This is a genomic window from Streptacidiphilus sp. ASG 303 (assembly GCF_020991365.1).
Taxonomy (GTDB): Bacteria; Actinomycetota; Actinomycetes; order Streptomycetales; family Streptomycetaceae; genus Peterkaempfera.
Window position 1 is genome coordinate 113206 of sequence record NZ_JAJLRA010000003.1, and the last position, 13195, is coordinate 126400.

A 13195-nucleotide genomic window follows, 5' to 3' on the forward strand; every position below is an offset into this window, starting at 1 on the left:
AACGGCACCGTCCTACGTTCGGACCATGCCAGCCGCCAGTACCGGGGCGTCCGCGGCCGTGCCGCCGGACGCCCGCGCCGCCGCCGTCACCGACCTCCGCCACCGCGCCGGCGAGCCCGGCTACCGCCGCGCCAACCTCGCCCTCTTCGCCGCGGGCATGGCCACCTTCGTGCTGCTGTACTGCACGCAGGGCCTGCTGCCGGTCCTCTCCGCCGACCTCGGCCTCACCCCCGGGCAGGCGAGCTGGACCGCGTCCGCCGCCACCCTGGGCCTGGCCGTGGCGCTGCTGCCCGCCAGCGCGCTCTCCGACCGGTACGGGCGGACCGCCGTCATGACGGCCTCGGTGTCCGGCGCCGCACTGATCGGCCTCGCGCTGCCCTTCGCCCCGGACCTCACCGCCCTGGTGGCGCTGCGGGCCCTCCAGGGCGCCGCCCTCGCGGGGCTGCCCGCCACCGCCATGGCCTACCTCGCCGAGGAGGTGCACCCCTCCGCCCTGGCGGGCGCCATGGGCCTGTACGTGGCCGGCAACAGCATCGGCGGCATGGGCGGGCGGCTGCTGTCCGGCTGGACCGCCGCCGCCTGGGGCTGGCGCTGGGGCGTGGCGTCGACCGCCGTCCTCGCCCTGGCCTGCGCGGCGGCCTTCCGGCTGCTGGTGCCCGCCGCCCGGCACTTCCGCCGCGCCCCGGTCGACCCGCGGGCGCTCGCCCGCACCGTCGCCGGGCACCTGCGCAACCCGCTGCTGGCGCGGCTGTACGCGCTGGGCGCGCTCTTCATGGCGGTCTTCGGCGCCGTCTACACCACCGCCGGGTACCGGCTGATCGCCGAGCCCTTCCGCCTGCCCGAGTCGGCCGCCGCCTCCGTCTTCGCCGTCTACCTGGTGGGCACCGCCACCTCGGCGGGCGCCGGGCGGCTGGCGGGCCGGCTCGGCCGGCGCGGCGCCCTGTACGCGGCGACCGGCACCACCGTGGCGGGCCTGCTGGTCAGCCTCGGCGACACCCTCGTCTGCGCCCTGCTCGGTCTGGTCCTGATCACCGGCGGCTTCTTCGCCGGCCACGCGGTGGCCTCCTCGTCCGTCGGGCGGACCGCCGCGACCGGCCGCGCCCAGGCCTCGGCGCTGTACCTGATCGCGTACTACACGGGCAACAGCCTCGGCGGCACCCTCGGCGCCGACGCCTTCCACGCCGCCGGGTGGCCGGGCACCGCCGCCGTCGGCCTGACCGCGATGGTCCTCGCGGCCGGCGTCACCCTGTACGCCACCCGCCGCGCCCTCGCCGACCGCCGGGCGGGCGTCCGCGCCCTGTCGGGCTCCGCCTAGCCGCAGGGCGCCGGACCCCGCGCGGACGGATGCGGTCGGGGCGGAGCCGTCCCTGTCCGCCGCCGTGCGGAGCCGGTCCGCGGGGCGGGGCGCGGCGGGCGCCCCGGACAGCGCCCGGGCAGCGGGGCCGCCGGGGGCGGAAAACCGGTCGCCGGGGGCGGGGTCGGGGCGCAGACTGGCGCGGTGCCCGACCTCGCCTTCTCCGACCCGGACCTGGCCGCCCTGTACGACGTGCTCAACCCCTGGCGGCCGTGCGACGACTTCTACCTGGGCCTCGTGATGCCCGCGGCCTCCGTGCTCGACGTCGGCTGCGGGACGGGCGCGCTGCTGCGCCGGGCCCGCGAGGAGGGCCACACCGGGCGGCTGTGCGGGCTCGACCCCGCCGCCGCGATGCTGGACCGGGCCCGCGTGCGGACCGACGTGGAGTGGGTCCTCGGCGACCTCGGCACGGCCGGGTGGCGCGAGGAGTTCGACCTGGCGGTGATGACCGGCCACGCCTTCCAGGTCCTCGTCGGCGACGACGAGGTGCGGGCCGCGCTCGCCGCCGTCCGCGCCGCCCTCGCCCCCGGCGGCCGCTTCGCGTTCGAGACCCGCAACCCGGCCGCCCGGGCGTGGGAACGCTGGACCCCGGACCGCGCGGTCGGGGCCGTGGACGGCGCCGGACGCCCGGTACGGGTCTCGCACGCGGTGGAGGAGGCGTCGGGGGGCGTCGTCCGCTTCACCGAGACCTACACCGGCCCCGCCTGGGACCGGCCGCGGGTGAGCCGCAGCACCCTGCGGTTCCTCGGGCCGGAGGCGCTGGCGGACTTCCTGGCCGGGGCGGGCCTGGCGGTGGAGGAGCAGTACGGGGACTGGGACCGCAGCCCGCTGACCGCGGCCTCCCCCGAGATCGTCACCGTCGCCCGCCGCCCCTGACCGGTCCGCGCCCCGGAGGCCGGGCCGCCCGTGACGCACTGCCGCCCGGCCCCGTGCCCGTCGGCATGCACCGGCCGGCCCGCGACAATCCGGTGGCCCCGGCGGACCGCCGCCGCTAGTCTGCGCCGCCGTGACAGGAACCCCCGCAGCGGAGCTGGTGATCCGCCCCGAGACGTCCGCCGACCACGCCCTGATCCGCGAGGTCCACGCGCGGGCCTTCGGCGACGCCGTCCGCGTCCCGGGCCTGGTGGACGCGCTGCGGACCGCCCCCGCAGCCCTGGAGCCGCTCTCCTTCGTCGCCGTGCACGACGGCCGGGTGGTCGGCCACGTGATGCTCAGCGCGGCACGTCTGGACGCCCCGCGGCGGATCGTGGACGTCCTCACCCTCTCGCCCCTGGGCGTGCTCCCCGAGCACCAGGGCCGCGGCGTCGGCACCCGGCTCGTCGGCCACGCCCTGGCAGCCGCCGCGGCGGCGGGGGCACCGCTGGTCTTCCTGGAGGGTTCGCCGGACTACTACGGCCCCCGCGGCTTCGAGCGCGCCGACGCCGCAGGATTCCGCTCCCCGTCGCTGCGCATCCCTCCCCCGGCCTTCCAGGTCGCCCGGCTCCCCGCGTACGAACCGTGGATGACCGGAACCTTCGTCTACGCGGAGACCTTCTGGGCGCTGGACTGCGTGGGCCTGCGCGAGGAGGGCGGCGGCGGGTGACGCCGCACCGCCCGGGGGCGGACGGCCCCCGCGGCCGGCCGGTAGGGTCGGGCGGCGTGACGGACCTGGAGGGCCTGCCCGAGGGGGCGCTGCGGACGGTCGACGGCACCACGGTCGCCCTGGTCGCCCCGCACGCCGGACTGGACCGGCTGCCCGAGGCGGTCGGCGCGCTGCGCGGCCTGCGCCGCGTCGACCTCGACGGCAACGCCCTGACCGGCCTGCCCGCCGGCGTCACCGGCCTGCCGCACCTGGAGACCCTCCTGCTCTACGGCAACCGGCTCACCGAGGTGCCCGCGGGGCTGGACCGGGCCGCCGCCCTCCGGCACCTGAGCCTCGGCGGCAACCGCCTCACGTCGGTCCCCGACACGCTCTGGCGGCTGACCGGCCTGCGCTCCCTCAACCTCGCCGAGAACGCGCTCACCCACGTCCCCGAGGCCGTCGGCCGCCTGACGGAGCTGCGGATGCTCGACCTGGGCCACAACCGGCTGGACCGCGTCCCCGAGGCGGTCGGCGACCTGCCGCACCTCACCGACTACCTGTACCTGAGCGACAACGGCCTCACCTCGGTCCCCGCCTCCCTCGGCAGGCTGGACCGGCTGGACTACCTCAACCTCACCGACAACCGGCTCACCGCGCTGCCCCCGGAGATCGGGGGCATGGCGGCCCTGTGCGAGCTGCGCCTGTACAACAACCGGCTGGAGGCGCTGCCGGACACCATCGGCCGGCTGTCCCGGCTGCGCGAGCTGCACCTCGCGGGCAACCGGCTCACCGCCCTGCCGGGGAGCGTCGGGGACCTGCGGCGGCTGCGCGTCCTGGACCTGCGCGGCAACCCGCTGGAGCGGCTGCCCGCCTCGGTGGGGCGGCTGACGGACCTCACCTGCCTCGACCTGCGGGCGACCCGGCTGCGCGAGCTGCCCGACGGCCTGGGCGCGCTGCCCCGGCTGGAGAGGCTCGACCTGCGGTGGACCAAGCCCGACCGGCTGCCCGACTGGATCGACGCACTCCGCGGACGCGGCTGCCGGGTCCTGCTCTGACGGCCGGGACCCGCGGTCCGACGTCCCCGGGCATGTCCGACGGCCCGGGTCGTGCGGGGGGTCCGCGGCCGGACGGCCGCGGACCCCCCGCACACATGACGCCCCGTCAGACGATCCGGTCCAGGACGATCGGGGACGGCGTGAAGGCGGTGCCCGCCGGGGCCACGGAGACCGCGCCGTCGAGGGCCTCGGCCGCGTAGGCGAAGCGCTCGGGGGTGTCGGTGTGGAGGGTGAGCAGCGGCTGCCCCTCGGTGACGGTGTCGCCGGGCTTGGCGTGGATCTCCACGCCGGCGCCCGCCTGCACCGGGTCCTCCTTGCGGGCGCGGCCCGCGCCGAGGCGCCAGGCGCAGACGCCGACGGCGTACGCGTCGAGGCCGGTGAGCACGCCGGAGGCGGGGGCGGTGACGACCTGGCGCTCGCGGGCGACGGGCAGCTCCGCGTCGGGGTCGCCGCCCTGGGCCGCGATCATCCGGCGCCAGTGGTCCATGGCGGAGCCGTCGCGCAGGGCGTCGGCCGGGTCCTTGCCGTGGACGCCCGCCGCGGCGAGCATCTCGCGGGCGAGCGCGAGGGTGAGCTCGACGACGTCGGCGGGGCCGCCGCCGGCCAGCACCTCCACCGACTCGCGGACCTCCAGCGCGTTGCCCGCGGTGAGGCCGAGCGGGGTGGACATGTCGGTGAGCAGGGCGCGGGTCTCGACGCCGGCGGCCCTCCCGAGGCCGACCATGGTGCGGGCGAGCTCGCGGGCGTCGTCGAGGTTCTTCATGAAGGCGCCGGAGCCGACCTTGACGTCGAGGACCAGGGCGCCGGTCCCCTCGGCGATCTTCTTGCTCATGATGGAGCTGGCGATCAGCGGGATGGCCTCGACGGTGCCGGTGACGTCGCGCAGCGCGTACAGCTTCTTGTCGGCCGGGGCGAGGCCGTCGCCCGCGGCGCAGATCACGGCGCCGCAGTCGCGCAGGGTGCGCATCATCTCGTCGTTGGAGAGCAGCGCCCGCCAGCCGGGGACGGACTCCAGCTTGTCCAGGGTGCCGCCGGTGTGGCCGAGGCCGCGGCCGGAGAGCTGCGGGACGGCGGCGCCGCAGGCGGCGACCAGCGGGGCGAGCGGCAGGGTGATCTTGTCGCCGACGCCGCCGGTGGAGTGCTTGTCGGCGGTGGGCAGCGGCAGGGAGGAGAAGTCCATCCGCTCGCCGGAGCGGATCATGGCGTCGGTCCAGCGGCTGATCTCGCGGGCGTTCATGCCGTTGAGGAGGATCGCCATGGCGAGCGCGGACATCTGCTCGTCGGCGACGTCGCCGCGGGTGTAGGCGTCGATCACCCAGTCGATCTGCGCGTCGGTCAGCTCGCCGCGGTCGCGCTTGGTCCGGATCACGGAGATGGCGTCCATGGGGGTTCCTTGCTGTGGGGAGGAAGCACGAGGAGTGTCGCGCCCCGGCCGGGGCCGGTGGGCCAGGACCGGGCGCGACACTCCTCGGGGGCACCCGTCGGGAAGACCCGCCGGGGTGCGTTCGGGTGTGCAGGGACCGCCGGGTCAGCGCCCCGGGAGTCGCTCGGGGCCGAAGGCGTCGGGCAGGACCTCCCGCATCGGGCGGATGCCCGACGGCAGGTCGACCAGGAGGTCCGGGCCGCCGTGCTCGTGGAGCAGCTGGCGGCAGCGGCCGCACGGCATGAGCCGCTCGCCCTCGCCGTCGCAGCAGGTGAAGGCCACCAGCCGGCCGCCGCCGCTGAGGTGCAGGGCGGAGACCAGGCCGCACTCGGCGCAGAGGCCGAGCCCGTAGGAGGCGTTCTCCACGTTGCAGCCGGTGACCGTGCGGCCGTCCTCGACCAGGGCGGCGGCGCCGACCGGGTACTTGCTGTACGGGACGTACGCGTGGGCCATGGCGTCCCGCGCGGCGGCCCGCAGGCCCTCCCAGTCGACGGCCGCGTCCGCGTCCCGGGCGGCCGTCACTTGCCCTGTCCCCTGCGGTAGACGAGGCCGTCCGCCTTGGGCATCCGCAGCCGCTGCGAGGCCAGGGAGAGCACCAGCAGCGTGGCCACGTACGGGGTGGCGCCGACGAACTCGATCGGCACGGTGTCGGTCGTGGCGTACCAGACCAGCAGCCCCGCGCCGGCGACCGCGCTGACGACGGCGGCGGTCCACCGGCGGCGGTAGGCCCGCCACAGGGCGATGACCAGCAGCAGCACGGCGACCAGGAGCAGCAGGGCGTGGACGGAGGGGCCGCCGTTGCGGAGCTGCAGCGAGTCGGTGTAGCCGAAGAGGCCCGCGCCCATGGCGAGGCCGCCCGGCCGCCAGTTGCCGAAGATCATCGCCGCGAGGCCGATGTAGCCGCGGCCGCCGGTCTGGCCCTCGTTGTAGATGTGCGAGGGGACCATGGCGATGAAGACGCCGCCGAGGCCCGCCAGGGCGCCGGAGGCGATGACGGCCAGGTACTTGTAGCGGTAGACGTTGACGCCGAGGGACTCGGCGGCGGTCGGGTTCTCGCCGCAGGAGCGCAGCCGCAGGCCGAAGGCGGTCTTCCAGAGCGCGAAGAAGGTGCCGATCAGCAGGGCCACCGCCAGCAGCGTCAGCAGCGACACGTCGGTGGTGAGGCCGCCGAGGATGCCCGCGACGTCCGAGACCAGGAACCAGTGGTGCGCCGCGACCTTGTCCAGCCAGTCCGAGACCCACGGGAGCGAGACGCTGCCGATGTCGTCGATCGGCGGGGACTGCTTGGGGCTGCCCGCCGGCTTGTCGGCGAAGACCAGCTTGGCGAGGTACTGGGTGGCGCCCAGCGCCAGGATGTTGATGGCCACACCGGAGACGATGTGGTCGACGCCGATGGTGACGGTGACGAAGGCGTGGACCAGGCCGCCGAGCGCGCCGCCGGCCATGCCGGCCAGCACGCCGAGCCAGGGGCTGGTCTGCCAGCCGGCCCAGGCGCCGAAGAAGGTCCCGAGGATCATCATGCCCTCGAGGCCGATGTTGACCACGCCGGCCCGCTCGGCCCACAGGCCGCCGAGGCCGGCCAGGCCGATCGGCACGGCCATGGTGAGGGCGCCGGCGATCTGGCCGGGGGAGGTGACGTCCTGGGCGCCGGTGAGGGCGCGCACGGCCGAGACCGCCACCAGGGCGCCCGCGACGATCAGCAGGACCACCGCCGGGGAGAGCCTGCGGCGGCCGGTCAGGCGGGCGGCCTGGCCGGCGCCGGTGGTGCCGGCGAGGGCCTCGGCGGTCTTGTCGCCGGTGGGGCTGGGGGCGCTCACGCCGGCACCTCCTGGTTCTGGGTCTGGACGGCCTGGGCGGCGAGCTCGCGGCCCACCCGGCTCTGCTGGCGGCGCAGCCCGTACCGGCGGACCAGCTCGTAGGCGACCACGACGGCGAGGACGATGACGCCCTGGATGACGCCGGCGATCTCCTTGTCGTAGCCCGCCATCTCCAGGTGGCCGGTGGCGCGCTCGATGAAGGCCCACAGCAGTGCGCCGACGGCGACGCCGATCGGGTTGTTGCGGCCGAGGAGGGCCACCGAGATGCCGGTGAAGCCGACGCCGGCCGGGAAGTTGAGGCTGTACTGGTAGGAGTTGTTCAGCAGCTCCGGCATGCCGACCAGGCCGGCCATGGCGCCGGAGATCAGCATGGCGGTGACGACCATCCGCCTGACGTTGACGCCGCTGGCGAGGGCGGCGCTGTCCGAGCCGCCGGCGGTGCGCAGGTCGAAGCCGAAGCGGGTGCGGGACAGGCCCCACCAGAAGGCGACGCCGGCGACGACCGCGACGAGGAGGAAGCCCCACAGGGGGCCGCCCTTCGTCGCGAACGAGAAGAAGTGGCCGGAGTCGGGGATGAGCGGGGTGGCGACGTTCCCGGAGGAGTCCAGGTTCGCGAGCCGGCTCGGGTTGAGCAGGTAGGAGATCAGGTAGGTGGCGATCGCGTTGAGCATGATGGTCGAGATGACCTCGCTCACGCCGCGGGTCACCTTGAGCGCGCCGGCGATGCCGGCCCACATGGCGCCGACCAGCATGGCGACCAGCACGATCACCAGGACGTGCAGCACGCCCGGCAGGTGCAGCTGCGCGCCGACCACGGCGGCGAAGAAGGCCGCCATGCGGTACTGGCCGTCCACGCCGATGTTGAACAGGTTCATCCGGAAGCCCAGGGCGACCGCGAGACCCGCGAGGTAGTAGGTGGTCGCCTTGTTGAGGATGTAGACCTGGCTGTCGGCCTTGGAGCCGTAGTCCAGCATCTCGGAGAACGCCTGGAAGGGGTCCTTGCCGGAGGCGAGCAGCACCAGGGCGGTGACGACCAGGGCGGTGACCACGGCGAGCACCGGGGCCGCGAGGCCGAGGAGCAGCCGCTCCCCGTCCAGCTTCTTCAGGGACTTGTTCATGGGGCTACTTCTCCGCCTGCTCGGTGGTGCCGTCCTGCCCGGTGGTGCCGTCCTGCCCGGTGGTGGCGGCCTCGCCGGAGGCGGGCCCGTCGGAGGCGGGGGCCTCGCCGGGGCCGGCGGCGGGCTCGGCGGTGCCGGACTCCCCGGCGGGGCTCTCCAGGTGGCCGCGGGCGGCGCCGGTCATGGCGGAGCCCAGCTCCTCGGGGGTGACGGTGGCCGGGTCGGCGTCGGCGACCAGGCGGCCGCGGTACATGACCCGGAGGGTGTCGGACAGGCCGATCAGCTCGTCGAGGTCCGCGGAGATCAGGAGGACCGCCAGGCCCTCGCGGCGGGCCTCGCGGATGTGGTCCCAGATCTGGGCCTGCGCGCCGACGTCCACGCCGCGGGTCGGGTGGGCGGCGATGAGCAGCCGGGGCCGGTGGCTCATCTCGCGGCCGACGATCAGCTTCTGCTGGTTGCCGCCCGACAGGGAGGAGGCGGTGACGTCGATGCCGGGGGTGCGCACGTCGTACTCGGCGACGATCCGCTCGGTGTCGCGGCGGGCCGCGCCCGGGTTGAGGACGCCGCGGCGGCTGTTGGGCTCCTCGGTGACGTGGCCGAGGATCCGGTTCTCCCAGAGCGGGGCCTCCAGCAGCAGGGCGTGCCGGTGGCGGTCCTCGGGGATGTAGCCGATGCCGGCCTCGCGGCGGGCCCGGGTGAGGGCGTGCGAGAGGTCGGCGCCGTCGAGGGTGACCGTGCCGGCGTCGGGCCTGCGCATGCCCATGATGGCCTCGACCAGTTCCGCCTGGCCGTTGCCCTCCACGCCGGCGATGCCCAGGACCTCGCCCTTGTGGATGGTGAAGCCGATGCCGTCGAGGACGACGCGGTCGACGCCGTCCGGGTCGACCTCGCTGAGCCGCAGGCCGTCGACGGTGAGCATCGGCACGTCGGTGACGGTGGACTCGCGGGTCTCCGGGGAGGGCAGCTCGCTGCCGACCATCAGCTCGGCGAGCTGGCGGGAGTTGACCTCGCGCGGGTCGACGCTGGCGACGGTGGTGCCGCGCCGGATGACGGTGATCGCGTCGGCGACGGAGAGCACCTCGTCGAGCTTGTGCGAGATGAAGATGACGGTGAGGCCCTCGGACTTCAGCCCGCGCAGGTTGTCGAAGAGCGCGTCGACCTCCTGCGGCACCAGGACGGCGGTGGGCTCGTCGAGGATCAGGGTGCGGGCGCCGCGGTAGAGGACCTTGAGGATCTCCACCCGCTGGCGGTCGGCGACGCCGAGGTGCTCGACCAGCACGTCGGGGCGCACGCCGAGGCCGTAGGCGTCCGAGATCTCCATGATCCGGGCGCGGGCCCGGCCGGAGATGCCGTGCAGCTTCTCGGCGCCGAGGACGACGTTCTCCAGCACCGTGAGGTTGTCGGCCAGCATGAAGTGCTGGTGCACCATGCCGATGCCGCGCGCGATGGCGTCGGCCGGGGTGTGCAGGTCCGCGCGCTCGCCGTCGAGGGTGATGGTGCCCTCGTCGGGGCGCTGCATCCCGTAGAGGATCTTCATCAGGGTCGACTTGCCGGCGCCGTTCTCGCCCACGAGGGCGTGGACGGTGCCGCGGCGGACCGTGATGTCGATGTCGTGGTTGGCGACGACGCCGGGGAAGCGCTTGGTGATACCGCGCAGTTCGACGGCGGCAGGCTCGGTCCCGGCGCCGGCTGGGGGTTCGCCCTTGCGGGCGCTCGGAGCAGTGATGGCGCACTCCTGGAGGGGCTGTGGCATCCGCCCCGGGTGGACGCGAGGCAGAACTCGGACGGTGCGGGTGGGGGGCATGGCCTGGACCGGGTCCGGTGCCGGGACGTGTCGTCCGGCCCGGCCCCGCCCGGTACGGGAAGGGGCCCGCCGCGCGCGGCGCGTTCGGCGGGCCCCTCGACCGTCGGTGCGGAACCTGCCCCGGGGGGCAGGGACCGGCGTTACTGCTTGACGGTGGTCGGCGGCGTGACCTTGCCGTCGATGATGTCCTGCTTGGCCTTCTCGATCTTGGCGACGGTGGCCGCGTCGAGGGCGGCGGTGTTGGTCTTGGAGTAGCCGACGCCGCCGCTCTTCAGGTCGAAGGTGACGGTGCCGGTCTTCGCCGAGCCGTCCTTGACCGACTTGATGAAGTCGAAGACCGCGACGTCGACGTTCTTGATCGCCGAGGTGAGGATCGCGTCCCTGCTCTTGGCGAGGGCGTCCTGCTTGTACTGGTCCGAGTCGACGCCGATGGCCCAGGCCTTCTTGGCGGCGACGGCCTCGATCGCACCGTTGCCGGAGCTGCCGGCCGCGGCGTAGACGACGTCGACGCCCTTGTCCAGCATGCCCTGCGCGGCGGCCTTGCCCAGGTCGGGCGAGGTGAAGCCCTTGAAGTCCGGCGGCTGCGAGAGGTACTGCGGGGTGACCGTGGCGCTCGGGTCGGTCGCCTTGACGCCCGCGGTGAAGCCGGCCTCGAACTTGTTGATCAGCGGCACGTTGACGCCGCCGATGAAGCCGATCTTGTGGGTCTTCGACTTCGCCGCGGCGGCCACGCCGGCGAGGTAGGAGCTCTGCTCCTCGGTGAAGACCAGGCTGGTGACGTTCGGGGCGTCGACGACGGAGTCGACGATCGCGAACTTGGTGTTCGGGTGCTCCTTGGCGACCGTCTTGACGGCGTCGGCGTAGGAGAAGCCGATGGCGATGATCGGGCTGTAGCCCGCCTCGGCCAGGTCCTTCAGACGCTGCGTCTTGTCGGCGGGGGTCTCGTTGGCGCCGGCGGAGAGCTCCTTGGTGGCCACACCGAGCTGCTGCTTGGCCTGGTCGAGACCGCGGGCGGCCGAGTCGTTGAAGGACTGGTCGCCACGGCCGCCGATGTCGTAGGCCATGCCGACCTTGACACCGCCGCCGGCGGCACCGGCCCCGGCCGAACCGGAGGGGCTGGTGGTGGTGGAGCTGCTGTCCGACGTGCTGCCGCAGGCGGCGAGCGTGGCGATGCCCAGCGAACCGCTGAGCACAACCGCGGCGAGCTTGGTTACTCGGCGCAAGGGAGTTTCTCCTTCCGACACGCACCTGTCTGGCGTGATCGAACGCCACCGTAACGCGCGTAGAACACAGTTGTGTTACGGCTTCGCCGGAAGGGGCGGTTGTTATCAAACCGTGGCGGGACGGGGCGTATAGCGGGCGGAACGGGCGGTGACACCGCCCTTTCGACCCCTTGCGCTCCCGTACCGTACCCCTCCCGGCGGCCCCCGGTCAGGGGGCGCGGGTCAGAGGGCGCGCGCGTGCTCCAGCGCCAGCGAGCAGAACAGCTCCACGCCCACGCCGATCGCCCGCTCGTCCACGTCGAAGGTCCCCTGGTGCAGGTCGCGGACCCCGGACTCGGCGGGGTCGCGCACCCCGAGCCGGGCCAGCGCGCCGGGGATCTTCTCCAGGTACCAGGAGAAGTCCTCGCCGCCGAGGCTCTGCTCGGTGTCCTCCACGACGGTGGTGCGCGGCCCGCCGAAGCGGGCGTGCATCGCGGCGTCCAGCTGGGCGACCGACTCGGCCTCGTTGACCACCGGCGGCACCCCGCGGTGGTAGGTCAGCTCCCACTTGGCCCGGTGGGCCTCGGCCATCCGGGCGATCAGCTCGTGCAGCAGCTCGGGCGCCTCGCGCCAGCCGGCCAGCTCCAGGCAGCGGACGGTGCCCTCCAGCTCGGCGTGCTGCGGGATCACGTTGGCGGCCGAGCCGGAGGTGATCCGGCCCCAGACCAGGCTGACGCCCCAGCGGGGGTCCACCCGCCGGCCGAGAGCACCCGGAAGGTCGGCGGCCATCCGGGCGACGGCGCCCACCAGGTCGGTGGTCAGGTGCGGCCGGGCGGTGTGCCCGCCCGGCCCGTCGAGGGAGAGCACCAGGCGGTCGCAGGCCGAGGTGATCGCCCCGACGCGCAGGCCGACCCGGCCCACGTCGACCTTCGGGTCGCAGTGCACGGCGAACATCCGGCCCACGCCCTCCAGGCCGCCGGCCTTGATGACGTCCAGCGCCCCGCCCGGCATGACCTCCTCGGCGGGCTGGAAGACCAGCCGCACCGGCTGCCGCAGCCGGCCCGCCTCCGCCGCCTCGGCCAGCACCAGCGCGGTGCCCAGCACCACGGCGGTGTGGACGTCGTGGCCGCAGGCGTGCGCCCGGCCGGGCACGGTGGAGCGGTACGGGACGTCGGTCTTGGCGTCGTCGATGGGCAGCGCGTCGATGTCCGCCCGGAACGCCAGCAGCGGGGTGCCCGACGGCGTGCCCTCGGGGACGATGTCGCAGACCAGGCCGGTGCCGGCGGGCAGCACGCGGGGCTGCAGGCCGGCCCGGGTCAGGCGCTCGGCGAGCAGCGCGGTGGTGCGGAACTCCTCGCGGCCCAGCTCGGGGTGCATGTGCACGTCGCGGCGGAAGGCCACCAGCTCGGCGGCGTGCGCGCGGACCCGGGCCCGGAGGAGGTCGGCCCCGGGGAGGTCGGTGCCGAGGAGGTCCGCACCGGGGAGGTCGGGCGCGGGCAGTCCGGAGCCGGGGAGATCGGCGCCGGGGAGGCCCGCGGCCGGTGCATGGTCCGCGGCGGGGTCGTCCGATACCGGGTCGAGGGGGGAGGCGACACTCCCGGGCGTTGGGTGGTTCACCTCAACTAGGTTACGACCGATCCGCTTGTCCAGCCGGTGATCGTCGTAATTACCGACCCCCCGGGGCGAAAAAGTCCCCCACCCGGCGCATGGTGAGCGGCGGGTTCGGGTATGACCTGTGGTTTACGCCACCTTCCCGGGTGACCCCTTCCGGCGCCGCCCCGCCGCCCCGCCGGCTCTCCCGCCCCCGCGGCCGCCTCCCGCCCCCGCGGCCTCCGCCGCCCCGGCCGAGGAGCCGTGCCTC

Annotated in this window: 11 protein-coding genes; 4 read left to right on the top strand and 7 right to left on the bottom strand. The window is 74.9% G+C overall.

Annotated features, from left to right (window positions below; all coding sequences use genetic code 11):
• The first annotated feature begins 25 nt into the window (after window positions 1-25).
• The 4 genes from LO771_RS05345 (at window position 26) to LO771_RS05360 (ending at window position 3970) form a co-directional block, all read left to right on the top strand.
• Window positions 26-1315, top strand: coding sequence for an MFS transporter (locus LO771_RS05345; protein WP_230649064.1), 1290 nt, complete (start codon window positions 26-28; stop codon window positions 1313-1315).
• Window positions 1316-1498: 183 nt separating this feature from the next.
• Window positions 1499-2230, top strand: coding sequence for a trans-aconitate 2-methyltransferase (locus LO771_RS05350; protein WP_230648530.1), 732 nt, complete (start codon window positions 1499-1501; stop codon window positions 2228-2230).
• A 130-nt stretch (window positions 2231-2360) separates the two neighbouring features.
• Window positions 2361-2936 carry an N-acetyltransferase gene (locus LO771_RS05355; RefSeq protein WP_308188842.1) on the top strand — a complete coding sequence of 192 codons (576 nt, stop codon included), beginning with the start codon at window positions 2361-2363 and terminating at the stop codon, window positions 2934-2936.
• 56 nt (window positions 2937-2992) lie between these two features.
• On the top strand, window positions 2993-3970 hold the full coding sequence (locus LO771_RS05360) for a leucine-rich repeat domain-containing protein (RefSeq protein ID WP_230648532.1): 978 nt from the start codon (window positions 2993-2995) through the stop codon (window positions 3968-3970).
• 106 nt (window positions 3971-4076) lie between these two features.
• On the opposite strand, the gene LO771_RS05365 is transcribed toward LO771_RS05360, so the two are convergent.
• The 7 genes from LO771_RS05365 to LO771_RS05395 all read right to left on the bottom strand — a co-directional run bounded on the left by LO771_RS05365 (window position 4077) and on the right by LO771_RS05395 (window position 12834).
• The gene (locus LO771_RS05365) at window positions 4077-5354 is read right to left on the bottom strand and encodes a thymidine phosphorylase (protein WP_230648534.1); all 1278 of its coding nucleotides are present in this window, start codon (window positions 5352-5354) and stop codon (window positions 4077-4079) included.
• A 144-nt stretch (window positions 5355-5498) separates the two neighbouring features.
• The gene (locus tag LO771_RS05370; RefSeq protein WP_308188843.1) at window positions 5499-5915 is read right to left on the bottom strand and encodes a cytidine deaminase; all 417 of its coding nucleotides are present in this window, start codon (window positions 5913-5915) and stop codon (window positions 5499-5501) included.
• Window positions 5912-7132: an ABC transporter permease gene (locus tag LO771_RS05375; protein ID WP_230649067.1), complete on the bottom strand. Its 1221-nt coding sequence runs from the start codon at window positions 7130-7132 to the stop codon at window positions 5912-5914. Before LO771_RS05375 ends, LO771_RS05370 begins: the two co-directional genes overlap by 4 nt.
• Window positions 7133-7206: 74 nt before the next feature.
• The gene (locus LO771_RS05380; protein ID WP_230648536.1) at window positions 7207-8328 is read right to left on the bottom strand and encodes an ABC transporter permease; all 1122 of its coding nucleotides are present in this window, start codon (window positions 8326-8328) and stop codon (window positions 7207-7209) included.
• 4 nt (window positions 8329-8332) lie between these two features.
• Window positions 8333-10081 (bottom strand): ABC transporter ATP-binding protein, encoded by a 1749-nt coding sequence (locus tag LO771_RS05385; protein ID WP_230648538.1) that lies wholly within the window; start codon window positions 10079-10081, stop codon window positions 8333-8335.
• A 191-nt stretch (window positions 10082-10272) separates the two neighbouring features.
• Window positions 10273-11355: a BMP family protein gene (locus LO771_RS05390; protein WP_230648540.1), complete on the bottom strand. Its 1083-nt coding sequence runs from the start codon at window positions 11353-11355 to the stop codon at window positions 10273-10275.
• 222 nt (window positions 11356-11577) lie between these two features.
• Window positions 11578-12834: an amidohydrolase gene (locus tag LO771_RS05395; RefSeq protein ID WP_374228083.1), complete on the bottom strand. Its 1257-nt coding sequence runs from the start codon at window positions 12832-12834 to the stop codon at window positions 11578-11580.
• Window positions 12835-13195 lie beyond the last annotated feature (361 nt).